This is a genomic window from Ensifer sp. LC384 (genome assembly GCF_001695865.1).
Taxonomy (GTDB): Bacteria; Pseudomonadota; Alphaproteobacteria; order Rhizobiales; family Rhizobiaceae; genus Ensifer.
Genome location: NZ_MBST01000089.1, coordinates 24,763 through 47,726 on the forward strand (window position 1 = coordinate 24,763; position 22,964 = coordinate 47,726).

Here is a 22,964-nt window from a genome sequence, read left to right on the forward strand (position 1 = left end):
TGCTACTTGGATGTAACCTGCGTGAAGGCGATGCCATCGATATGGCCGTCCTTCAGTCGATAGACAAGCGATTGCATGACTATCGTGTTCTGCTCGCCTTGCTGCTCGTGGGCGTAGCGCACCATGCCCTGCTTGGGACCTGCGCCGAAGCGTTTCTCCAGCGCTTCGGTGCCGTCCTTCAAAGTCGGTACCGGCAGCAACAGGGGCGCGAGCGCCACGATCGGGGTGTCGCACGTGTCGGCGTCGCCGGAAACTTCTTCGGTCGAGATGAACGTCACCGCCTTTTCGGCGGGTGCTGAGGCGTCTCTGCCATTGGCGACGAACCAGATCCGCCGCGGCAGATCACCGGTCGAAAGCTCGTAGCACAGCCAGCCGATCGATAGGCCCTCCACAGACCGGCTGCGGAGAGTGCCTCCGAACGCGGTCTTGACCTCGTCGAGAGTCGTCTTCTCGAGCACGATCGAGAGCGGGCCCGCGTTGACGAGATTGTTGAAAGGGGTTTCGAATTGGAACGTCTGAGCTGTTGCCGTTTGTCCGCCGAGGACGAGTGAGGGCAGGCCGCTCAATTTGTCGTCGCTTGCCGCAAGCTCGGTGCTCAGCAACGTCAGAAAGGTCGCGGTGATTCCGGCAAAAAGGAACGTCGCCCCGGATCGGGCATGAGATGTCTTGTCCAAGGATCGCATGGAAATCTCTCCGTTATACTCAGCATGCGCTACGGCCCGTCGCCGCATGTCGTCGCGGGCATTCTAAACATCGCAGTCGTCCGCATCGAAGTACGTAACAGTTACAATCGGCGGCAATCCAACGTCGACGCTTGCCATATTTCGGCTGTGTCACCCGGCTGGGCCAACAGTAGCGCACTATTCAAACCAGACAAGTTGCGGCGATTGCGGTTCGGCGGCGCTCCGTCGGCCCATGACAAAGCGGTTGCGGCGGAAGTCCCCTGACCCTAGGCCGACGAGACGTCAGCGATACGCTTCCGGCTCGCGATCTGGCGTCCGTCAAGCACGCGGAGCCAATGTTACTGTTACGTACTTCCGGAAACGAACGGTTCCTGCGATTTTGTGGGGCAGGAGAGGTATAGGCGGAAGTTGGTCATCTGCCTGACCTGAGACTGCATCCGTCTGGCAGATATATCTCAACGTGACGTTGGCAATCAGAGTAACGGCGGCACTTCTGGATCTGTGCAAGAGGCGCGCGAGCGGGTTCTTTGCGCGCAGGCATGGCATGAAGCATCGATCATCGTTCAATCGGGTAGAGCACAATGCCCAACGAAGCCAAGCAACGCGGACTGTTGAAGCTGATGCTCAAGCTTCCGGCGTTGCGCGGCCAGTTGCAACTCCTGAGCACCAAGAACATGCCGCTCGCCAGCCTTTGCGAGGCATATGACGAGGCGACCTCCATGCTGGATCGGCAGCGTCGGCGTGATCTGCAGGATGCTTCGATGGTGGCGGAGTACGAACTCATCTGTCTTGAGATCGAGGAAGAAGTGATTTCGATCTGCCTATCCGGTGCAGGCAGTGAATCTAATCCATTATGATTAGTAATTTATTCGCGCGGAATCGAAGTTTCTATCGCGTTACCCCTGTAATCTCACTGGTTTTCCAGTTTACTTGTTGTTGCATTTTGAACCTTCGGCATTTCATTGAAAAATGTTTTGTGACGGCCCGATATTTTTCTTTCCGCCGCCAGTCCTGTGATCTAGAGTTCGCTTCGCATTTGCACTCTCTTTTGGGTTGTAGGTAGATGGGGCGTGTTATGAACGCAGGACAAGACGCGGACCGAGCGGCTTACTGCACTGTTGTTGAGCGCGCGGCACGCGCCGAGCTCGACCGCATGTTGGGCGACCCGCGCTTTCATGGGACTGAGCGACACCGCAAGCTGTTGCGATACCTGGTTGACGAGTTCTTCGCCGGGCGCTCAGCGTCGGTAAAAGCCTATACGATCGCGATCGACGTCTTCGCCCGGCCGAGTTCTTTCGACCCGGCGACCGATCCGATCGTGCGCGTGGAAGCGTCTCGACTGCGCGCAGCCCTGGCACAATATTACGAGGCGCTTGGCGATGAAGTCGTCCTGCGCATTGAACTCCCGAAGGGCAACTACGTCCCGCTCTTCGTCAAGGCTGAAGGCAAGCCGCCTGAAGCCTCGCTCGCTTCGCCGACGGTGCCGCTTGGTGCCGCTGCGCCGCCCGCGCAATTGCATTCGGCTGCCGTTGTCGGCCGCCGTATGCCGATGGCGAGTGTTGCCATTGGGGGTGCCGGAGTTTTGGCGATGGCGGTCGCGTTCTACACTTCGACGGCCGACCATTTCCCATGGAAGCCGGTCTTGTCCGAAAAGCCGACCGTCGTTGTCGATGTTCAGCCGCAACGGCCGAAGGATCACCAAGAGCTGAGGAAAGCCGGTGGCTATCTGGTACATGCGCTGTCACAGTTCTCCTCGGTGCGGACGCTGGCGCAGGAACAGCCTGCCGGCATCGACGTCGCTTCGGTGACGGGTTGGGTTGCGCCTGGTCCGGCTGTCCGGCTAGAGAGCAGCAAGGAATACAGACTGTCGATCAGCTACACTGTCACGAACAATGTTCAAGAACTCAGCTGGCAGGTGGTGGACCCGCAAAGCAACGAGGCTCTGCGTTCCGGTGTGTCGAAGGTGCCGATCGAAGGCGACGACGCCGACGAGATTCAGCAGACGCTGGTGGTGAGGCTTGCACGCGCGCTTGCCGGCGAAGACGGTGTCATCACCAGTCTGGAGGCGGCACGTCAGATCACCGCACCATCCCTCGGTTACGGTTGTGTTTTGCAGGCGGATATGGCCCTGGCGCGGACCGATCCTGAAAATCTCGCGAGCGCGCTTGCTTGCCTCGAGCGGTCGCTTGCCTACAAGGAAAACGACCCGGATGTCTCGGCAAGCCTGGCAATGATCCTTGTGGCAAAGGGCGAAGCGAGCACCTCAGCGATCGCTGCCGACAGGGCATTGAAGCTTGCCGACACGGCCGTCGCGCTCGCCCCACAGGCGAGCCAGAGCTACGTGGCACAGATGATGGCGCGCTTTGCGGCGGGGGATATTGAGGCTGCCTTTCTTTCCGGTCAGCGCGCCAGCGCACTCAATCCGCTGGACGAGGCCATTCCGGCGAGACTTGGGCTGTTGCAGTATATCTCGGGTCACTGGGGCGAAGGTGTCAGATTGGCGCGCCTGGCCGAGACGAATGGCGAATACATACACCACGATGCCGCCCTCACGCTGGCGCTCGATGCCTATCGCGGACGCCGTTATGATGAGGCCCTGCTTCGTTTGCGCCAGCTTGCAGACTCGTCGGATCGGGCCGTCAATCTGCTGCGCTTGGCCGTCGCCGGACAGCTCGGCTTGACGCAGGAGGCGGCCAGCGCACTTGAGGAAGTCCGCTCGCAGATGGGGCCCACCGAAATCTCGCTGTTGGCAGAGCCGGTCACAAGAGGCTATGCGCCCGAACTATCAGCGCTCATCGAAGATGGTCTCGGCAAGGCCGGTATCCGGCTTGCCGGAAATCCGTAGAGCAGAGGCATGTGGCGGCAAGACTTGCTGCCGCTCCAGTCTTCAGTTCTCTTCGGCGACGCGAATGACGAGCTTGCCGAAGTTGCGGCCCCCCAGCAGTCCGATGAAGGCGGTGGGCGCATTCTCAAGGCCGTCGACGATGTCTTCCCGGTAACGAATCTGGCCCGAGGCAATCCATCCAGCCATGTCACGGTAAAAGTCAGGACGCTGGTCTGCGAACTCCCTTTGGATGAAGCCGCGAATGTTAAGGCTCTTGCTCAAAACGTCACGCATGACGAGGGGCAGGCGGTCGGCACCAGTCTGTTCGCCGGGACGGTTGTTGTATTGCGCGATCAAGCCGCAAACGGGAATGCGGGCGAAATCGTTGAGGAGGGGGAACACCGCATCCCACACATGCCCGCCGACATTCTCGAAATAGACGTCGATCCCACCAGGGCAGGCGGCTGCCAGTTGCTCGGCAAAATCGGCCGCGTGGTGATCGATCACCGCGTCAAAGCCGAGCTCGTCGCGAACGAAAGCGCATTTCGCAGCGCTGCCTGCAATCCCCACTGCACGAGCGCCCTTGATGCGCGCAATCTGCCCGACCGCCGAACCCACAGCGCCGCTGGCCGCGGCAACCACCACGGTCTCGCCCGGCTTCGGCCTGCCGATCGTCAGCAGGCCGGCATAGGCGGTAAAACCCGGCATGCCCAGGACGCCGAGAGCGGTTGACAGCGGCGCCGCCGACGGGTCGAGCTTGCGTAGGCCCGCACCATCGGAAAGCGCGTAGCTCTGCCAGCCGGAATGCGAAAGCACGAAGTCACCCTCGGTGAAGTCCGGGTGACGCGAGCGCACCACGCGTGCCACCGTTCCACCCTCCATCACGTCGCCGATCTCGACGGGCTTGGCATAGGATTTTCCGGCATTCATGCGACCGCGCATATAGGGATCGAGTGACAGGTAGACGATCTTCAGCAACACCTGGCCATCGGCAGGCTCTGGTACCGCTGCATGCCCGATCTTGAAGTTGTCGGATGTGGGCTTGCCGTTTGGGCGGGAGGCAAGAAGAACCTGGGTGTTTTCGGACGTCATGCTGTTTCCTTCCGTCGCTGGCGCAATCACGGGGAGACAGCGCAGCGGGTTGTGTTTCTGATCGGGTCCACCTTCGCGGGCTGGGCGGAAGACGGCAAGCCGCGGCTTCTGGCCTTGGACCGGCTATCCGAATTGTCGAAGCATTCGCCCGGGCAGCGGACATGTCAAAGGCCCAACCGCTATCGACGGTTGGGCCAAGGAGCCTGTTGTCGACATCGCCAGGTTAGGCGGCGTCTATCGCCTGTTTCAGGTCGGCGATGATGTCGTCGGGATGCTCGATGCCGATCGACAGCCTGACATAACCGGGCGTAACCCCGGTTCTGAGCTGGTCTGCCTCGGAAAGTTGCGAGTGGGTTGTCGTTGCCGGATGGATCGCCAGCGACCGGGCATCGCCGATGTTGGCGACGTGGTAGAGCAGTTGCAGCCCGTCGATGAAGCGACGGCCGGCCTCGCGTCCGTCCTTCAGTTCGAAACCGACCAGTGCGCCATAGTGGCCGTGGCGCAAGTATTTCTCATTTCGCGCCTTGGCTTCTCCATCCTGGAATTTCGGAAAGATGACACGCACGACCTTGGGGTGGCTGCGCAGGAAATCCGCGACCTTGATGGCGTTTTCGCTGTGCTGGCGGATGCGCAGCGGCAAGGTTTCCAGCCCCTGGATGAACTGGAACGCATTCTGCGGACTGACGGCGGCGCCGAGGTCGCGCAAGAGAACGGCGCGGGCGCGCAGGATGTAGGGGTGGAAGTCGATGGTGGCGGCCTTCTGCAGCCATGTCTTGCCCTGATAGCTCGCATCCGGTTCATGCAGATTGGGATGGCGTTCGGCATGTTCGTGCCACGGGAAGGTGCCGCTATCGATGATGGCGCCGCCGATAGAGGTGCCGTGCCCGCCGATATATTTCGTGGTGGAATAGACCACGATCGCCGCGCCGTGATCGAGCGGCCGGATGGTCAAGGGTGCGGCCGTGTTGTCGACGATCAGCGGAATGCCGAACCGGCGGCCGATCTCGGCGACTTCGCCGATCGCGAACACCTCGAGGCTCGGATTGGGGAGCGATTCCGCGTAGTAGGCCCGCGTCCTGTCGTCGGTCGCCTTCGCAAATGCCTCTGGATCGGACGCGTCGACGAAACGCACCTCGATGCCGAAGCTTTTCAGCGTCGAGGCAAAGAGCGCCCAGGTTCCGCCGTAGAGCCCTGTCGCGCTAACGATATTGTCGCCCGAGCGGGCGAGGTTGAGGACCGCAAACGCCGACGCCGCCTGGCCAGAGCCGAGCGCGAGGGCCGCCGCACCGCCCTCGATTTCAGCAAGACGCTGCTCGAATGCGTCCTGCGTCGGGTTGGAGACGCGTGTGTAGAGATGGCCGGCAGCCTCAAGCGCAAACAGCTTGTCGGCGCCATCGGTGCCCGGCAACTGGTAGGAGGTCGTCTGGTAGATCGGCACGGCGACAGCGCCTGTGACCGGATCGAAACGATAGCTGCCGCCATGAAGCGCCAGGGTTTCGGGCTGAAGCGGCCGCGACGTATCGCGCAGGCCGCTCGGTGCCTTGATTTCGACTGCAGCTTCCCTAGGCTTTTGATGGATCGTCATGGATTGCCTCCTTCAGTTTTTGAGTGGTTGCAATGGAATCGATCAGGCCGGCACCGGCGCCTTTAGCTGCTCGACAAGATCGGCATGGTGGGCGGCAGCGACGTCGGGGTGCGATCTGAGGCGTGATTTAAGGACATTGCGCCCGACCTCATGGAACAGCGGGTTGAGCGGATCCTGCGTCACACCGCGAACCTCGGCCGCAAGCTCGGTTGGGAGATCGAGAACCGGAATGGTGGAGGCGAGGTTGGCGCCGAGGAAGAAGGCGACCGACCGGCGATCGCCGCCGGCGGGCGGCGTGACGACGCGATGGATGTTGGCGAGCAGGTAGCCGTTCGATGCCAGTTCCAGCAGCTCGCCGACATTGATGACGAAGGTGCCGCGCTTCGGCGGCGCGTCGATCCAGCCACCCTTGCCGTCGTCGACCTGAAGGCCGCCGACCTCGTCCTGAAGCAGGATGGTGACGAAACCGCCGTCCTTGTGAGCGCCGACCCCCTGGTCGCTTTCGGTCTTGTCGCGGCCGGGATAGCGGATGATCTTCAACAACTGATTGGGGCCGTCGCGGTAGATCGGCTCGAACACATCGGAACGCTGTCCGAGCGCTTCGGCGAAAACCTCGATCAACCTGATACCTAGTTGTGTCACCGCCTCGATCCAGGTGAGGATCGCCGGCTTCAGTGCAGGCAGGGCGTCCGGAAACTGGTTGGGGCCGACCAGCCGCTTCCACGGCGCATCGCTTGCCTTGATCTCGAGGCGTGCGCGCTCGGGTCCAAAGTCCACCTGCTCCCGCCAGTCCTGCGTTCCGCGGGTATATTCCAGACCGGCGCGATTGTAGCCGCGAAAGTGCGGCGACTTGCGCATCTCGATCGCCAGCTTGTCGTGTTCCGGCAGGGCGAAGAAGCGCCGGGAGAGATCGAGGACGCCATCGATCTGCTCCTGCGGAATGCCGTGACCTTCGAGATAGAAGAAGCCCACCGAGCGGGCGACGGACCGCAATTCTTCAAGCGCCGTCGCCCGCCCGGGGTGGCCCGCCGCAAAGCGTGTCAAATCGAGAACAGGCAAGGTTGAGTTGGCGTCGGTCAATGGTGGCTCCCTTCATTTTCTACGCTGCGGCGCTCGGGTGGTGCCGTCATCACCTGTGTGAAGCGGAACCACTGAAATGGCCGGTCGCAAATCGTGAGGGAAAGCCTACCTGTCGCAGTCATTTATTCAATATTGTCTATTGAAAATATAGACTAAATATCACGCTTTGGGCGCAGAAGCATTTGGGCAACGACCGCGTCGCGAGAATTTCCATCCTGATTCGTTCGGCCAAGGAATCTCCGCACCCCCGCCCTGACGTGGCATGACCAGCAGAAAGGCTTGCGACCGGCGCACGCCGGTCGCAACGGATAGACAAAAGCAAAGCGAAGAATGCGACCGCGGGACCGTGTAATGACGAGGGTGCCGCAGCTCGCATTACAGCGCCGCGCGTCTATTTAGACGCGCGGCGCTGTAATGCATGTCGCCGGAAGGTGTGCAGCGGTTTCGTCACAACGAGATGCGAAAAAGCCAAAACTTAAAGCAGGTTGCATAAAACCGTTCGTGTGCAGCGTGCTTTAAATGGAAGAGCCCTGCTTTGCGGGAGCGCGAAGCAGGGCCTTTTCTGTGCCACCAGCGAAATTGATGTCGACGCCGCCTGCTCAGCAGTTTCCGAGGCTGGCGCGGCTCATGAGTTCGTTGGTCAGCAGTGCGGTCTTGTCGCCGCATTCCTCGACTTCCTTGAGCAAAGCGGCCAGCGCCAGCTCGAGGCAATATTGAACGCCTTCGACATTCAGTGTGCGCGAAGAATCGCGTGCGTAGGTGACAAGGCGGGCCAGCGCCAGCAGCTCCTTTTCCTTGTCTTCAGGTTCAAAGGACATGGCGATCGAAGATTGCATGATTTTCCCCAGTTCCCTGCGGATCAGCGCGATCCACTTCAACATGTCAAATCATAGCGTGACTTTTTGTCAGCGCGCGTGACACGAGCGTGACACACGTTGCATGGGAAATCCGTATTCTTAGGATGAAGCGACAAGTTGATTGAGCAACCGCTTCCAAAGGCTTGTGGAATTGAATGCCCAGCCTTCCGGCGGCGCTCCCCGCCGGTCAGGGGCAGAGCAGATGGTATCGAGCAGTTCCAGGGCGTCGAGGCGCTTCTGGTTTATCGTTCCGCCCGCCAGAAGCGCTTCGATCCGTTTGTGATCCGTGCCTTCTGGAAGCTTCGCACGCGCCACGATCGTCGGCCAGCAGCGGTGCTTGTAAAAGATCCCGGCGGCCGCCATCCGCAGTTGTGCGGCAGACGCCGCGTCGATCTGTTGACGCGCGCGCAAATCCTCAAGTGTCGCCACGACATTGACCAGCGGCAGGGTCAAAGGCAGATAACGCAGTTCCGCCGGGCCGTGCAGAAGGGCGACATCGGCATCGTCATCAAGCTCGCCCGCCACATATTGCCGGTAGATCCTGCCGATGCCGATCATGCCGAAAGCTGCGCATTCGGCGGCGCGAAGCGCGCCCATGCTGGCCGCGCCGTAGACGCCTACACCTTGGGAAAGCGCAAACAGGATCTCCTTGTGCCAGACGGGCGCTACCTGTTCGAAATGACCATCGACGAGCCCGATGACGGTTGCGCCGTCCTGCGTGGCGCGCAGGATGTCTCCTTGCACGGCCGGTGGACGCAGTACGATGTCGGTGCCGATAAGCGCTTGCGCGTCCGGCAAGGTCGGCCCGGCAAAGAGGATCTTCATGCGATCTCCAGGGCGTGCGACAGTGCCCGTGCGCCGAAACGGCGCTTGCGTGCTCCATCAGGATTTTCGAGTTCCGGCACGAAGACTTTGACCACGGAAAACGGCAGCGGCTCGGCGAGCAGCGGAACGGCAACCGCGGTGGAGATGCCGGCGCGGGTGAGCGCTTCAACGACGTGCCCGAGCAGCGAGTTTTCGCCGTTGCCTGCAGCCCAGGCAAGCGGGTTCCGGGTGCCCGGCGAGGCCTCGAACAGTTGCTGTGTCTCGGGTGGCAGCCTGCGGGTGAAGGTTTCCGGAAAAACGTCGTCGCGCGCGCCGCTGATATAGGTGAGGCGCGACTGCGCGGCCTCGGTAATGGCCCGGATCGCGGCGCGTCGCGGATCGGGATGGGCGCCATGCCCGATGGTGACGTCATGATAACGCGGTTCTTTGGCGTCGCGGATGCCGGCATCCGCGATAACGGCGGACAGGCAGGGAATGCCGATGTCGCTGGTCATGTCGAACAGGCGAAGCGTCAGGCCCGCGGTGGCGATCCGGTTTGTCATGTCGTCGAGGACGGGATCGTCGAACAGATCGACGTCTATGCAGGTGCGCAGTCGCGCGGCTACGGGCAGCAGCCGCCACAAGGTCTCAGCATCGCGTTCGATGCGTTCGAGCAGCCCGTGCAGGATCGCTTCACCTTCGGTGTTGCCGGAAGCAAGACCGTCCGACGACTGCCAGTAGCGGCAGCGCTCGAGCGTGCGGTCGAGCAGTGCAGCGTGAAACGGTACGAAGGTCGTTTGCTGACAGAGAAGATCGACGCCGCGCAGCCACGCCGTCGGTTCGTCATCGCTAAGATCGGCCTCGCCCGCTGCGACAAGGCCGGGAAGGCCGAGCGCTCTTTCGCCCTTTTCCAGCAGTGCCTGTCGCGTCGCTGTCAGCACCGGTGCTGACGGGTTGCAGGCGACCGCCCGCTCCAGGGCTTCCATCGCCGCCGATACCTTCGCATCGATATCGGTGATACCCTTGCCCTGGTTGATGACGATCGATCTTGCGTTCGGCGAAACCGCGTTCCAGACGGGTATGCCGATACTGTCGAGCCCGGTCAGGCGGGCAAGCCGGCTGATGCCGAAGACAGGTAACAGAGGAGCGATGCGAGCGAAGGTTTCTTCGGGCGCACAGACACGGTCGGAGTAAATGTCGGCATCGTCAGGATTGTCTGAAGCCGGGCGGCTTTCGCTCGCCCGATCTGAATGTGAGGCCGAAACCATGCGCGGGCGCGCCGAGACTTAGCCGTCCATGAACCCGCCGGAGACGGAGCCGGCGGAGTTGGCGCGAACGGCGAAGTTGACGCCCTTGACCACCGTGGCGCCGGCATTTCTGTGCTGGTTCGCCGAAGCCAGGGCGCCTGTGAGCGGCTCTGCGATGCGCGTGACGGTACCCGTCCCGAGGTCGGCAAGCCACAGCCCATCGTCACCTTCAACTCCAAATACAACTACCTGAGTCGTCATCAACCTTCCCCTTATCCCTCATGTGGTGGTGATACGTTAGAAACCGGCCTTGCGCAGGCCTTCGCAGTAATGGGTCCGCTGCCATTCCTCGCGGAACGGAACGATGGCGATCCATTTGTCTAGGTTGAAGTCCGGATGGACCTCAAACGTCTTGCGCACGTATTGGCCCGCCTTCTTGCGATTGCCGAGCATGCCCCAGCTCGCCGCGGCGAGACGATCGGCGGGGGTGGGGTCGCGCATCCGCTCGATATAGGCAAGCGCCTGATCGTACTGAGCAAGCGAGTAACAGGCGCCGGCAGCCGTCCAGAAATATTCGTCCGGCGCCATCGGATTGAGATTGATCGCCGTTTCGATCTTGCGCAGCCCCCCATCCGGACGCGAGGCCTGCACGAGCGTATCGGCGTAGCTGGCAATCACGTTGGCGTGCTGCGGGCTGAGCGCTTCGGCCTTCTCATGAAATTCGATGCTCTCGTCGAATTGCCGGCTGTAGAGTTTGACGACACCGAGCTCGCGGTAGCCGGCCGCGAGCGTATCGTCGATGGCGACCGCGTCGCGGGCGTACTGTTCGGCAAGGGCCAGGAGTTCGCTGTCGCCGCGGGCGGTCAGAAGCCACTCCACGAAATAGGTTCGGGCAAGCCCGCTCATCGCCGGAGCCAGATCGGCATTGTGGCTAAGTGCCTCGCGGAAGCTCTTTCGGGCACGCCGGACCTCCGGCAGATTGAGTTGCTTGAGATAGCGTTGGCCGAGCAGGTAGTTGCGATAAGACCCGCCATTGCTCTCATAGGTCTTGCGCATGGTCTCATTGCGCTCGACCTGGCTGGCAATGGCAAACGCGATCTGTCGCGCGATCTCCTGGCGCGACTTCATCAAGCCATCGTCATCCAGCGTGAAGCGGTCTGCCCAGATCACTTCGTCATTGGCAAAGAAGATCAACTGCGTGAACAGCGTCTGTCGACTGCCCTCGTTCGTCAGCCGGGTATCGAGGATATAGCTGATGGCGTGTTGTTCGTAGGTGCTGGCCTTGTCTGCCTGCAGGCTGATCTGCGCTGCCGTGTAGGGCGCAATCACCGAGACCGAGCGGAGTGCGCAAAGTCCGATCGTGACGTCCTCGATCAGGGAATGAGCGAAAAGCGTTGCAGCCGCGTCGGCATTGCCGGCACCCGGCGGCAGTAGCACCACACGCGGCGGGCGCGTCTCGCCCATGGTCTCCAGCAGTGGGCTGTTGGTCAAAGCGGACGGTGGCGACGCCTTGGCAGTTGCGGCCACCAGTCCGCCGCCCGGCAGAAGGCGCGCGTCATACTGGCGGCCCTCCGAGGCCAGGACGGCCTTGAGGATCTTGCGAACCTCGTCGTCGTCGGGGTTCTGCTCCAGAACTTTGACCGCAGCGGATTTGACGAGCTTTCGATCTGTGCCGGTCGCATTCTCGGCCGCGTCGACCAGGCTCTCGCGCAGCAGCGCCGTATGATCGGCGCGTTGCTGCCCGATCCAGTCGTGAAGCGCTCGGCCCTGCGACTTCAAGTCCTTGAGAAAATCGTCACGGAATTTCTCCGCGGCCCACCGAAAGCGCGATAGCGCGTCCTTGTCGGCGTGCCGGCCGATGTCGTCGAGATCGCTCGCAACCGCATCCGGCTCCAGCCGGACCGTCGACGGCGAGAAGCTGAGGAACGTGTGGCCGAGTTCTTCCTGCCGTGACGTTACGCGGGAGATCGTCTTGCGTAGATTGACGAAGGCCTGGCTCGGAACGATTTCGTCCCACAGAAGCTTGGCCACATCGTTTCGAGACTGCTCGCGATGGCCGCCGGCGATCGCCTGAGCGAGAATAAGCAGACCCTTTTCCGGGAAGGCAACGTCGCACTCGTCTTCGTCGACAAGGCGCAACCGCCCCAGGGTCTGCAATCTGAATTTCATCTGGCTATCTCATCGGCAACCGGTGGCGCCTATCCATGCAGGTCGGGGGCGTGCGCAGCGCTGCCGTGGGCGGCGACTGTTTCTGCCTCGGGCGTCTGTGCGACGGCGGCCACCAGCGAAATGATCTTCTTGCGCAGGATCGGGTCGGTGATCTTCAGGAAGGCCCGATTGAGCGCAATACCCTCCTTCGACGACACGAAGGACGAGATTTCGTTGGGCTCGCGCACATCGCCAAGACCAGCCCGGGGAGCTGCACCCTCTTCGCCTTCCTGGAAGAAAAAGCTGGGGTGAACGCCGAGAACATCGGCGATTGCCTGCAACCGACTCGCTCCGATGCGATTCGTGCCCTTTTCATACTTCTGAACCTGTTGGAACGTGATGCCGAGGCCGTCCGCCAGCTTCTCCTGGCTCAACCCGGCCATCAACCGACGCATCCTGACGCGGGAACCGACAAAGACATCAATCTGGCTGGGTGCTTTTGTGTTCACGTGTGTTTCCTCCGCATGTAGGCGTGACCAAATCATACATATGAGTTTGCTCGAATAAATGACTGGATGCAATCACTACGCGCCAAAACACGGATAATTGCGCTGCGTGACGCCGAACGCTCCCATTGCATCGCCGACGTTACGGCCGTTGTTACTGTTACGTACTTGCGCCGGGTCGCGGCGGAGCGATGTTGTTGAGCAATGAGGGCCATGCCCGCCTGCAACAAAGTCAATTGCGGCAACGTCGGAGAAACCAAAGATGCGCACATTTCCCCTGACCCTGACCCTGCTCGCCCTTGCTTCGGGAACGGCTGCCGCAGGCCCTGCCACGACGACGGCATCGGTCAATTTTCGCGCCGGGCCGGGCACCGGGTTCGACAGCCTCGGCAAGATCGCCGCGGGCGCGCAGGTCGACGTCAAGGAATGCGACGATGCCGGGACCTGGTGCGCCGTCAGCTTCGAAGGGAATGACGGTTTCGTCAGCGGCAAGTACCTGGCCGATGCCGATCCGAAGGGCCTTGGCTGGCCGCGCGCCTACAAGACCGACAAGGGGGCGACGATCACGCTCTACCAGCCGCAGGTGAACGCCTGGAAGGATTTTACCGATCTCGACGCCCTGATCGCCGCCGAATACAAGCAGTCCGACGATGCCAAGCCGATCTTCGGTGTCATCGGGGTGACGGGCAAGACCGTGGCGGACAGCGGCTCGGACGAGGTGGTCGTCTCCGACATCAAGGTCGACGAGATCAATTTCTCGGTTCTCGATCGCCAGGAACTGGCCGACCTCGCCTTGGAGGCCGGCAAGGTGATGCCCGTCGGCACCATAACGCTGTCGGAGGACAAGCTGACCGCGAGCCTTGCCGACTATGAGCGGCTCGGCAATGTCGAAGGTCTGAAGGCCGATCCGCCGCCGATCTACGTCAGCAAGGTGCCGGCGCTGCTGGTGCAGACCGACGGCAAGGCGGTGTTCGCGCCGGTCAAGGGCGCCGAAGGCCTCTCCTTTGCCGTCAACACCAATTGGGACCTGTTCAAGCTCGACGCCGACAGCACCTATTATCTTCGCAACGAAAAGGCATGGCTTCAGTCGAAAGACCTGTCGAGCGGCTGGCAGCCGGTAACCTCGCTTCCCGATCTGTTCGGCAAATTGCCCGATGATGACAACTGGAAGGACGCGAAGGCGGCCATTCCGCTGGCTGCCGGAGAGGGCGCGGTGCCCAAGGTCATCTATTCGGACACGCCGTCGGAACTGCTCGTCTTCGACGGCGAGCCGAAGCTCGAAGCCGTGCCGGGCACCGGTCTGAAGATTGCGACGAACACCGAGAGCGATGTGTTCTATCTGGCTCAGGATTCGAACTGGTACGTGCTCGTCTCCGGCCGCTGGTTCTCGGCTGCGTCGCTCGATGGCCCCTGGACCTTCGCCACCCCCAACCTTCCCCAGGATTTCCAGAATATTCCGGAGGATGCCGCCTATTACACGGTCCGCTCGTCGGTTCCGGGCACCTCGGAAAATGCCGAAGCCAGGTTGAAGGCAAGTATTCCCGAAAAGGCCCGCGTCTCGCTGGACGGTTCGGTGAAGGTTGAGGTCGCCTATAGCGGCGACCCGAAATTCGAGAAGATCGACGGAAGGGCGCTCACCTATGCCGTCAATACCAATGAAACGGTGATCCAGGTTGCCGACAAGTACTTCGTGTTGAAGGACGGCGTCTGGTTCGTCGGCGATACGCCGACCGGTCCGTTCACCGTGGCAAAGGCCGTCCCCGACGAGATCTACACGATCCCGCCGTCATCGCCGGTCTACAACGCTACCTATGTCCGCATCTACGACACCGAGCCGGACGCGGTTTGGTTCGGATACACCATGGGCTATCTCGGGGCCTACCTCGCCTGGGACACGTTCGTCTACGGCACCGGCTGGTACTATGACGACTACTGGGACTATGGTTGGGCCGGTGGCGGCTACTGGCCCTATTATCCACGCCCGGTAAGCTATGGCGTCGGCGCGTTCTACAATCCGGCGGTCGGCACGTTCGGCCGCTATGGCTACGCTTATGGTCCCTATCGCGGTATCGCGGCCGGCGCTGCCTACAACCCGCGCACCGGCACCTATATCCGTGGCGCCGCGGGCTACGGTCCGGCAGGCGAGCGCGGCTTTGTCGCTGCCTACAATCCCCGCACCGGCAATGCGGCGATCGCGCGTGGCGGGCACAATGTCTATGGCAGCTGGGGTACGGCCGCGGTCAAGCACGGTTCGGATTTCGCCCGGATCAGCGGCGGCTCGACCGCCGGCGGCGCCGGTGCCCATTGGCGCACCTCCGACGGCAATCACGGCTTCGTTGCCGGCGGCAAGGGCGGCGACGTCTATGCCGGACGCGATGGCAATGTCTATCGTCGCGACGATGGCCAATGGCAGAAGCACACACCGGACGGCTGGCAGCCGGTTCAAAAGCCGTCGATCCAGGATGCGAAGAGAGCCGGTCAGCAGTTCGCAACCCAGCACCCCGATGCGGCGCAGAACCTGAACAAGCGCATCGACGATCGCGGTCCGGCCGGTGGCGGGAACGCCATCGGCAATCGTGCGCCGGACCACCTGGCGATCGATCGCGCCGGGCGCCAGATCGGCAACCAGCGCTCCTTCGAGCATCAGTCGTTCGACCAGCGTCCGTTGAATTTCCCGAGTAGCGGGGGCTTCGGCGGGGGTGGGTTCGATCGCCCCGGCGGATTTGGCGGTGGCAGCGGCGGATTTGGTGGCGGTGGTTTCCACGGCGGAGGCGGGTTCTCCGGAGGCGGTGGCTTCCACGGTGGGGGCGGCGGCTTTCATGGTGGCGGCGGTGGCGGTTTCCGCCGTCGTTGATCTGAAAAGGCGCACCGAAAACGGAAGTTGGCATAAACGCCGGGGACTGTGTTAGCGTTTGTGCGGATGAGGACAGGAATCGATCGGCGCTCCGCCGGTCGCTGGGGGTATGATCAGCATGTTCGGTGTCAGTTCGCCACGTGGGTTCTGGGGCTCAATGGCCCGTATTCTAGCTTTTTTGACGGTGTTTCTGGGACTTGTGTCCGCGAGCCAGGCTCAGACCCAAGCCACCGCGCCGGCCGCAGAGCCGGCCAAGGTTCAGCAACTGATCGAATTGCTCGACGATCCGGAGGTCCGGCAATGGCTGGCCACCAGACAGCCGGCGACACCAGCCGGCACGACGCCTGCGGCAGCGGCACCTGCCGATGCGGCGCCGGCGAGCGGGTTTGCGGCCCGCTGGACGACCGAACTCCGCCGCCACATGACCGGCATCACCAACGCGGTGCCGCGCATCGGTGCCGAGTTCGATGCGGCGCGGACCCGTCTCCAGGGCGAGATGGAGAACCATGGCACGGCGCCGATCCTCAAAGGGTTCTTCTTCATCCTGTTGATCGGTTACGGCGCCGAATACCTGCTGCGTTATCTGCTGAGACGGACATTGAGTTCTGCGCAGTTGACCGGGCCGGCGCGTTCGATGCTCGTCAAAGTGCTGCCGCTGCTGGTGTTCGCGATCGCCACGACCACCGTGCTTGCTGTGGCCGACTGGCCCTCACGGCTTGAAGAGACCATCGCGCCGCTGCTGGTTGCCTGGATCGGGGCTCGCCTGCTTATCACCATCGCATCCGCGGTGCTGTCCGGCGGGCCGGTTGACGCGACGGATCCGGCCGGCCGGACTGGCTATCTCTCGCTGACGACTGAGGATGCCCGGTTCTGGTACCGCTCCTCGGTGGCGATTATCTGCGCGGCCGCCGCCATATGGGGCATTGGCGACGCCATGCACGCCCTTTCAATCTCCGCAGACGTGCGCAATCTGATTGCCGCCGCCCTCGGTCTGGTCGTGCTGGCGCTTGCCATCCTCACCGTGCTGCGCCGGCCTGTCGGCGCCACCACGGGCTCGCGCCGCGTTGTCGGCAACATCCTGATGGTCGCCTTCCTGGTGCTGCTCTGGCTGCTGTGGGTGGCGGACATGCGGGTGCTGTTCTGGATCGGCCTTTATGTCATCGGCCTGCCGTCGCTCCTGCGTTTCACCAGTGCCTTTGCCAAGACGATGCTCGACACGGCGGCGGACGACGACATGCGGGTGATGCGCAACGTGCTGATTGAACGCGGCGCCAGACTGGTGATCATTGCCCTGGCGGCGGGATGGCTGGCGCTTGTCTTCCGCGTCAACGCGTCGATGATGGTGCAGGACGATGCCCTCAATCGGATCTTCCGTGGCGTGCTTGCCGGTGTCGTCATCGTGCTGGCGGCGGATCTGGTATGGCAGTTGATCAAGAGCCTGATCAGCCTGCGCGTCAAGCATGCCGCCGTCGAAACGACCGATCCCGCTCAACGGGCCCGCAACACCCGCCTGCTGACGCTGATGCCGATCCTGCGCAATTTCCTGGCGGCCTTCATCCTGGTGGTGGCGGTGCTGATGGTGCTCTCCGGCCTCGGTGTGCAGATCGGCCCGCTGATCGCCGGCGCCGGTGTTTTTGGCGTCGCCATCGGCTTTGGCTCGCAGACCCTGGTCAAGGATGTCATCAGCGGGATCTTCTACATGACGGATGATGCGTTCCGTATCGGCGAGTACATTCAAAGCGGCAGCTACAAGGGCACGGTCGAATCCTTCAGCATCCGTTCGGTGAAGCTGCGGCATCATCGCGGCCCGGTCTTCACCGTGCCGTTCGGCTCGCTTGGCGCCGTCCAGAACATGAGCCGCGACTGGGTGATCGACAAGTTCATGATCAACGTCTCCTACGAGGCCGACATCGCCAAGGTGAAGAAGGTGGTGAAGGGCATCGGCGCGACGCTTCTCGAAGATCCGGAACTCGGTCCGATGATCATCGAGACGGTGAAGATGAAGGGCGTCGAGACGTTCGGCGACTACGGCATCACCTTGAGCTTCGCGATGACGACGAAGCCGGGACATCAGACGCAGATCCGGCGCCGGGCCCAGGCGATGATCAAGGAGGCGTTCGACAAGAACGGCATCTCGTTCGCCTCGCCGACGGTGCAGGTGGCCGGCGACGAGCAGACCGCGGCCGCGGCTGCGGCGACGCGCGATGCGATCGCCAAGAAGAATGCGGCAGCAGCGCTCGGTGAGGGCGCACCGCCGGAATAGGGTTTCTCGGGCTGGGGAGGCCAAGATGAAACGGCTTGCATTGTTCATGCTGCTCTTCGCGATCGTTGGCATCGGGAACCTGCAGGCGCAATCGAACGAAAGTACGTTCCAGGCGATCATCGCCCCGCATCTCGGCGATCTCGACGTCATGGAGAAGCGGCGCCTCATTCGGATCGTCGTTCCATTCAGCAAGACCATCTACTTCATCGATCGCGGCCGGCAGCTTGGCACCGCGGTGGAATTCGGGATGGCATTGGAGAAGGAACTCAATGCCGGGCGGAAGAGGGAGATCGAGAAAATTCGCATCGCCTTTGTGCCTGTGCCCCGAGCGCGGCTATTGACGGCGTTGGAGGACGGGCGTGGCGACATCGTGATGGGCAACCTGACGATAACGGAAGCACGATTGGCGAAGGTCGATTTCACTGCCCCTTTGTTCGATGAGGCCAAGGAAGTGCTGGTAACCGGCCCCTCTGCGCCGGCCATTGCCAGTGTCGACGATCTGAGCGGACAGGAGGTCCGCGTGCGCAAGTCCAGCAGCTACCATGAGCATCTGGTCGCGCTGAGTGCCGGATTCGTCAAGGCCGGCCGCGCACCGATATCGATCAAGGATATGGACGAAAATCTCGAGGACGAAGATGTGCTCGAGATGATCAATGCCGGTCTGTTGCCGTGGACGGTTGTCGACAAGTACAAGGCCGACATCTGGGCTACGGTCTTTAGGGATATCAAGGTACGCGACGATATCCTGGTGTCAGATCATGGGCAGATCGCCTGGGCGATCCGCAAGGATAGTCCCAAACTGAAAGCGACGCTCGATGCCTTCGTCAAAACGCATCGCGTCGGCACGACCTTTGGCAATATCCTGAAGAATTCCTACTACAAGAGCGACAAGATGCTGAAGCGCGCCTATGCGCCGGCCGATGTCGAGCGGTTCCAGAAATTGGTCGAGATTTTCCGCAAGCACGGCGACACGTACTCCTTCGATTATCTCATGCTGATGGCGCAGGGCTATCAGGAGTCCCAGCTCGATCAGTCCAGGCGCAGCCCGCGTGGTGCAGTCGGCGTCATGCAGCTCCTGCCGTCGACGGCGGCCGACAAGTCCGTTGGCATCAAGGGGATCGACAAGGACCAGGATCTGAACGTCCAGGCAGGGTCGAAGTACCTCCGGCACCTGGTGGACACGTACATCGCCGATCCCGCGATCACGCCGCGCAACCAGCTCCTCTTTGCATTTGCAGCCTACAATGCCGGCCCGGGAAACTTGCGCAAGTTCCGGGCGAAGGCGAAGGATATGGGGCTCAATCCTGACCTCTGGTTCGGCAATGTCGAAAATGCAGCCGCCGAGATTGTTGGGCGCGAGACGGTTCAGTATGTCGGCAATATCTACAAGTACTACGTGGCCTACGGGCTGTTGGCGGAACATGCCAAAGCGGCGCCTACGGCACAGGCACCGGCTGCTACCGACGCTGGCGTAGAGTAATTTCGCATCACGTCTGCTTGAGCGGCTCGGCGCCTTTCTTGACGACGGCAATCCGAAGACTAGGTCCAGACCCTAGATGGAGCGCAAGGCGGCAGAAGCGGTATTGCTTGATCGCTCAAGTTGGAGCCGAGTTAAGGAGTTATGCCGCGAGTTTAATGTGCTATCGCGACCTTTGCAGGCGATCCCCAACGCGCGACGCTGTGGGCCCAAAGCACCTTGTTTCAGGCCGGCCTTAGGAGGCATTGGTGATGATTGATCCTAGACATGTGTCTCGTTTCGGCGGGCCGTTGGTGTTGTTCGCGGTGCTCGGCCTGGCACTTGCCGGCTGTACGACGCCTGACCTGGCGCCGATTCCGGGCAGCATCACCTATGGCGGGCAACCGCGCACCAAGCTGACGAAAGCACCGGTCGGCAGCATCGTGCCGCATAATTTCATGAGCGGAAACAGCTTCGTCAAAGAGACTTACATTATCCAGCCGGACCGATCGCTCAAGCTCGTTCGGAGGGATTACTACGACATACCTATCGATTGATCCGGTGAGGGTCCGAGTGCAGCCCAAAGGCTGCGCTTGCACTGCCCGCCGCCGTTGACAGCGCCAAAGGAAGGCGCGATAGCTCGCTCTGCATGAAAATCGCCTTTTACGCGCCGCTGAAATCCCCCAGCCACCCTGTTCCATCCGGTGACCGGCTGATGGCGCGCATGCTGATTGACGCCCTACGGCAAGCGGGGCACGAGGTGTCGATTACCAGCGAGTTGCGTAGCTTCATGGCGGACGCTTGCGAGGCGCAGTTCGCATCGATCACGGCAGCCGCAGTTGGGGAAGCGGAGCGGATTCGCACCCTCTGGCTGGCCGAAACGCCGCCGAATGCCTGGTTTTGCTATCACCCCTATTACAAGGCACCTGATCTGATAGGGCCGGGGCTTGCGGCCGAGTTTTCCATTCCCTACGTCACGGCGGAGGCCTCCTACTCTCTCCGTCGCAATGAGGGCGTCCGCGCCGTTGCCCAACGCCATGTACTGCGCGCGATAGAGCAGGCGGCGGTCAATATCTGTCTGACGCGGCGGGACCGCGATGGTCTGCTGGAGGCAGCGCCCGATTGCCGGCATACAATGCTCCCTCCCTTCATCGATACGAGCCCGTTCTCGTCGCAATCCCACGCAGCCGTTGATGGCTGCCGTCTTGTCGCCGTGGCGATGATGCGCAGCGGCGACAAGCTGAACAGTTACCGCATGCTTGCGAGCTCGCTAGCGTTGCTTGTCGATCGGCCCTGGACAATGACCATTGTCGGCGACGGGCCGTGCCGACAGCAGGTCCGCGATGCTTTTTCTGCATTGCCCGCGGATCGGTTGTTCTGGCTTGGCGAAAAGGACGCGCGCGACATTCCCGCCATCCTCAGCGAAAGCGGGCTTTATCTTTGGCCCGGCTGCGGTGAAGCCTATGGGCTGGCCTATCTCGAGGCGCAGGCGGCAGGGCTGCCCGTCATAGCGCAGCGGACGGCCGGCGTGCCGGAGGTGGTGAGGGATGGCGAGACCGGATTGCTGACGCCCGAGGGCGACGTCGAGGCCTACGCCGCCGCGATCCGCCGCCTGATCGATGAACCGTTTACCCGCCAACAACTTGGCGACGAAGCTCGACGCTTCGTCCACGAAGAGCGATCCTTTCCCGCTGCGGCGAGGCGATTGGGTGAGATTTTCGACGAATTTCTGGAGAAGACCACTTGACCGTTGATGCTGGCTGGCAATCGCTCGTCGATGAACTCGACCGCGCTCGTGTGCGGGGACGAAAGGTCGATTTCTGGCTGAGGGATGACGACGCCGTCGAGCCGACTGCGCTGCTCGACCGGCTGCTTTTGCTTGCGGCAAGCCATGCTATCCCGGTGACACTCGCCGTGCCGCCTGCGCCGGCTACCGACGCGCTGGCACGGCGTGTCGCTGGCATTGCCGATATCAGCGTGGCGGCCCATGGCTGGGCGCACCGCAATCATGCGCCACCCGAGGAGAAAAAACAGGAACTCGGCGCCCATCGGCCGCACGCCGTCATCCTCGATGAACTGCGCCGCGGGGTCGAGCGTTTGCAAACGCTTTTTCCCGAACATTTCGTTCCAATGCTCGTTCCGCCTTGGAATCGGATCGACTCCGCCTTGCTGCAGCGATTGCCGGAGATCGGATTTTCTGTCCTCTCGGTGTTCGGACCGGAGAAGCCGTCGCCGTTCCCGCTCGCCAACACTCACGTCGATGTCATGGATTGGCGCGGTACGCGCGGATGCCGGGACCACAGGCTCATCATCGCCGATATCGTCGAGCGCATCCGGCAGGTCTGCGGCGACATTGAGGGTCGGGAGGATCAGTCGGGCCGCACGGTCGGGCTGCTGACTCATCACCTCGTGCATGACGAGGCCGTGTGGGATTTCCTTGAAATGCTCTTTACCGTCACTGCCGGACATACCGGTTGCCGTTGGCGTCAGGCGTCTGATCTCATAGGTCGATGATCTGTCCGTCGCGGGCAGCGAACGCGCCGGCGAACATGGATCGTACGTCGACTTCCATTGCGTCCAGCTGTGCATCTGTTCGAGCGGGATCGTGATGGAACATCGCCAGGCGCTTGACGCCCGCCGCCATGGCGAGGCGCGAGCCATGGACCCCGGTCGAATGACCATAGCCGCGATAGTGCGTCATCTCGCTTTCGAGGTAAGTGCAGTCATAGATCACCATGTCGGCGCCGGCGATCAGCTCAAGCACCGCCGGGTCGAGAACGCCGGGTTCATGTTCGGTGTCGTAGACGAGCGCAACGGCACGGCCGTTCCATTCGACGCGGTAGCCGACGCAACCGCCGGGGTGGGTAAGGCTCGTCGTGCGGATCGTCACGCCCTCGCGCGGGGTCAGCACGTCTCCGGGCTTGAAGTCGACGCCTTCGAGGCTTGCCTGACAGATGTCCGGATCGACCGGGAACCACGGTGGCCGCATGAAGTCGCGGATCATTTCCTTGGTCGTCATCACGCCGTGCAGGTGTCCCGACCAGAACCGCACGGACGACTGACACTTGTAGATCGGCTTGAAATAGGGAAGGCCGATGATGTGGTCGTAGTGACTGTGGGTGAAGAAGAGGTCGTAGTTGTCGACGCCCTCGGCGATCAGCGAGGTGCCGGCTTCGCGCAATCCGGATCCCGCATCGAAGAGCAACACTTCCTTGCCGCATCGAATTTCGATGCAGGATGTATTTCCCCCATAGCGCAGGAACTGCTCACCGGATACCGGTAAGCTCCCTCTTACGCCCCAGAACCGCACTCGAAAGTTGTCTTCTTGCATTCCTGTTTCGGCTTCACGCTGCCCGCGCAAGCCTGGTTGCCTGCGCCTGACCAATAGACAAGCACATATGACCACCCCCCTGCAATGCCAAGGGTTATTGTTTAGACATTAACCTTATCAATGCCCACAATCACGGTGGCATATCTGATGTTGCGTCGGGTGGGCCGAAGCCTTGTCGCAGGCAGCGACCAACGGCCCGTTTTTGCAACAACCGTCAGGCTTTTCGGGAGCTTA

Annotated in this window: 19 protein-coding genes; 8 read left to right on the top strand and 11 right to left on the bottom strand. The window is 61.8% G+C overall.

What is annotated here, in order from left to right:
* Positions 1–2: 2 nt before the first annotated feature.
* Positions 3–683, bottom strand: coding sequence for a hypothetical protein (locus BC363_RS32070; protein WP_065784222.1), 681 nt, complete (start codon positions 681–683; stop codon positions 3–5).
* 581 nt (positions 684–1,264) lie between these two features.
* Here BC363_RS32070 and BC363_RS32075 point away from each other — a divergent pair.
* On the top strand, positions 1,265–1,540 hold the full coding sequence (locus BC363_RS32075) for a hypothetical protein (protein ID WP_065784223.1): 276 nt from the start codon (positions 1,265–1,267) through the stop codon (positions 1,538–1,540).
* 218 nt (positions 1,541–1,758) lie between these two features.
* Positions 1,759–3,528: a hypothetical protein gene (locus BC363_RS32080; RefSeq protein ID WP_141690522.1), complete on the top strand. Its 1,770-nt coding sequence runs from the start codon at positions 1,759–1,761 to the stop codon at positions 3,526–3,528.
* 42 nt (positions 3,529–3,570) lie between these two features.
* Here the strand turns inward: BC363_RS32080 and BC363_RS32085 are convergent, their stop codons facing one another.
* The 9 genes from BC363_RS32085 to BC363_RS32125 form a co-directional block, all read right to left on the bottom strand.
* On the bottom strand, positions 3,571–4,599 hold the full coding sequence (locus BC363_RS32085) for an NADP-dependent oxidoreductase (protein WP_065784225.1): 1,029 nt from the start codon (positions 4,597–4,599) through the stop codon (positions 3,571–3,573).
* Between the two features lie 223 nt (positions 4,600–4,822).
* The gene (locus tag BC363_RS32090; protein WP_083223539.1) at positions 4,823–6,184 is read right to left on the bottom strand and encodes a PLP-dependent transferase; all 1,362 of its coding nucleotides are present in this window, start codon (positions 6,182–6,184) and stop codon (positions 4,823–4,825) included.
* Positions 6,185–6,226: 42 nt separating this feature from the next.
* Positions 6,227–7,264, bottom strand: coding sequence for a 2-oxoglutarate and iron-dependent oxygenase domain-containing protein (locus BC363_RS32095; protein ID WP_065784226.1), 1,038 nt, complete (start codon positions 7,262–7,264; stop codon positions 6,227–6,229).
* A gap of 599 nt (positions 7,265–7,863) precedes the next feature.
* Positions 7,864–8,142, bottom strand: coding sequence for a hypothetical protein (locus BC363_RS32100; RefSeq protein WP_141690523.1), 279 nt, complete (start codon positions 8,140–8,142; stop codon positions 7,864–7,866).
* 78 nt (positions 8,143–8,220) lie between these two features.
* Positions 8,221–8,946, bottom strand: coding sequence for a TfuA-like protein (locus BC363_RS32105; RefSeq protein WP_065784227.1), 726 nt, complete (start codon positions 8,944–8,946; stop codon positions 8,221–8,223).
* Complete coding sequence (locus tag BC363_RS32110) at positions 8,943–10,193, bottom strand: YcaO-like family protein (protein ID WP_083223540.1); 1,251 nt, start codon at positions 10,191–10,193, stop codon at positions 8,943–8,945. Before BC363_RS32110 ends, BC363_RS32105 begins: the two co-directional genes overlap by 4 nt.
* Before the next feature lie 18 nt (positions 10,194–10,211).
* Positions 10,212–10,433 (bottom strand): hypothetical protein, encoded by a 222-nt coding sequence (locus BC363_RS32115; protein ID WP_065784228.1) that lies wholly within the window; start codon positions 10,431–10,433, stop codon positions 10,212–10,214.
* Between the two features lie 36 nt (positions 10,434–10,469).
* On the bottom strand, positions 10,470–12,341 hold the full coding sequence (locus BC363_RS32120) for a hypothetical protein (RefSeq protein WP_065784229.1): 1,872 nt from the start codon (positions 12,339–12,341) through the stop codon (positions 10,470–10,472).
* A 29-nt stretch (positions 12,342–12,370) separates the two neighbouring features.
* Entirely contained in the window at positions 12,371–12,829 is a 459-nt protein-coding gene (locus BC363_RS32125; protein ID WP_065784230.1) for a helix-turn-helix transcriptional regulator, read from the bottom strand.
* 259 nt (positions 12,830–13,088) lie between these two features.
* On the opposite strand from BC363_RS32125, the gene BC363_RS32130 reads away from it, so the two are divergent.
* The 6 genes from BC363_RS32130 to BC363_RS32155 all read left to right on the top strand — a co-directional run bounded on the left by BC363_RS32130 (position 13,089) and on the right by BC363_RS32155 (position 21,913).
* Positions 13,089–15,680, top strand: a complete 2,592-nt coding sequence (locus BC363_RS32130; protein WP_065784231.1) for an SH3 domain-containing protein — start codon at positions 13,089–13,091, stop codon at positions 15,678–15,680.
* A 157-nt stretch (positions 15,681–15,837) separates the two neighbouring features.
* Positions 15,838–17,943, top strand: coding sequence for a mechanosensitive ion channel family protein (locus tag BC363_RS32135; RefSeq protein WP_141690524.1), 2,106 nt, complete (start codon positions 15,838–15,840; stop codon positions 17,941–17,943).
* Between the two features lie 25 nt (positions 17,944–17,968).
* Positions 17,969–19,423 carry a lytic transglycosylase F gene (locus BC363_RS32140; protein WP_065784232.1) on the top strand — a complete coding sequence of 485 codons (1,455 nt, stop codon included), beginning with the start codon at positions 17,969–17,971 and terminating at the stop codon, positions 19,421–19,423.
* 248 nt (positions 19,424–19,671) lie between these two features.
* Complete coding sequence (locus tag BC363_RS32145) at positions 19,672–19,956, top strand: hypothetical protein (RefSeq protein ID WP_065784233.1); 285 nt, start codon at positions 19,672–19,674, stop codon at positions 19,954–19,956.
* 92 nt (positions 19,957–20,048) lie between these two features.
* Positions 20,049–21,146 (top strand): glycosyltransferase family 4 protein, encoded by a 1,098-nt coding sequence (locus BC363_RS32150; RefSeq protein WP_065784234.1) that lies wholly within the window; start codon positions 20,049–20,051, stop codon positions 21,144–21,146.
* Positions 21,143–21,913 carry a polysaccharide deacetylase family protein gene (locus BC363_RS32155; RefSeq protein WP_065784235.1) on the top strand — a complete coding sequence of 257 codons (771 nt, stop codon included), beginning with the start codon at positions 21,143–21,145 and terminating at the stop codon, positions 21,911–21,913. The genes BC363_RS32150 and BC363_RS32155 overlap by 4 nt, the downstream gene beginning before the upstream one ends.
* On the opposite strand, the gene BC363_RS32160 is transcribed toward BC363_RS32155, so the two are convergent.
* A complete protein-coding gene (locus tag BC363_RS32160) occupies positions 21,900–22,730 on the bottom strand; it encodes an MBL fold metallo-hydrolase (protein WP_065784236.1) in 831 nt (276 codons plus the stop codon). The two genes, BC363_RS32155 and BC363_RS32160, sit on opposite strands and share 14 nt — an antisense overlap.
* Positions 22,731–22,964: the final 234 nt, after the last annotated feature.

Coding starts and splice junctions, on each gene's coding strand:
- BC363_RS32070 (WP_065784222.1), bottom strand. CDS start 683: ATGCGATCCTTGGACAAGACATCTCATGCCCGATCCGGGGCGACGTTC.
- BC363_RS32075 (WP_065784223.1), top strand. CDS start 1,265: ATGCCCAACGAAGCCAAGCAACGCGGACTGTTGAAGCTGATGCTCAAG.
- BC363_RS32080 (WP_141690522.1), top strand. CDS start 1,759: ATGAACGCAGGACAAGACGCGGACCGAGCGGCTTACTGCACTGTTGTT.
- BC363_RS32085 (WP_065784225.1), bottom strand. CDS start 4,599: ATGACGTCCGAAAACACCCAGGTTCTTCTTGCCTCCCGCCCAAACGGC.
- BC363_RS32090 (WP_083223539.1), bottom strand. CDS start 6,184: ATGACGATCCATCAAAAGCCTAGGGAAGCTGCAGTCGAAATCAAGGCA.
- BC363_RS32105 (WP_065784227.1), bottom strand. CDS start 8,946: ATGAAGATCCTCTTTGCCGGGCCGACCTTGCCGGACGCGCAAGCGCTT.
- BC363_RS32110 (WP_083223540.1), bottom strand. CDS start 10,193: ATGGTTTCGGCCTCACATTCAGATCGGGCGAGCGAAAGCCGCCCGGCT.
- BC363_RS32115 (WP_065784228.1), bottom strand. CDS start 10,433: ATGACGACTCAGGTAGTTGTATTTGGAGTTGAAGGTGACGATGGGCTG.
- BC363_RS32120 (WP_065784229.1), bottom strand. CDS start 12,341: ATGAAATTCAGATTGCAGACCCTGGGGCGGTTGCGCCTTGTCGACGAA.
- BC363_RS32130 (WP_065784231.1), top strand. CDS start 13,089: ATGCGCACATTTCCCCTGACCCTGACCCTGCTCGCCCTTGCTTCGGGA.
- BC363_RS32135 (WP_141690524.1), top strand. CDS start 15,838: ATGGCCCGTATTCTAGCTTTTTTGACGGTGTTTCTGGGACTTGTGTCC.
- BC363_RS32140 (WP_065784232.1), top strand. CDS start 17,969: ATGAAACGGCTTGCATTGTTCATGCTGCTCTTCGCGATCGTTGGCATC.
- BC363_RS32145 (WP_065784233.1), top strand. CDS start 19,672: ATGATTGATCCTAGACATGTGTCTCGTTTCGGCGGGCCGTTGGTGTTG.
- BC363_RS32150 (WP_065784234.1), top strand. CDS start 20,049: ATGAAAATCGCCTTTTACGCGCCGCTGAAATCCCCCAGCCACCCTGTT.
- BC363_RS32160 (WP_065784236.1), bottom strand. CDS start 22,730: ATGCAAGAAGACAACTTTCGAGTGCGGTTCTGGGGCGTAAGAGGGAGC.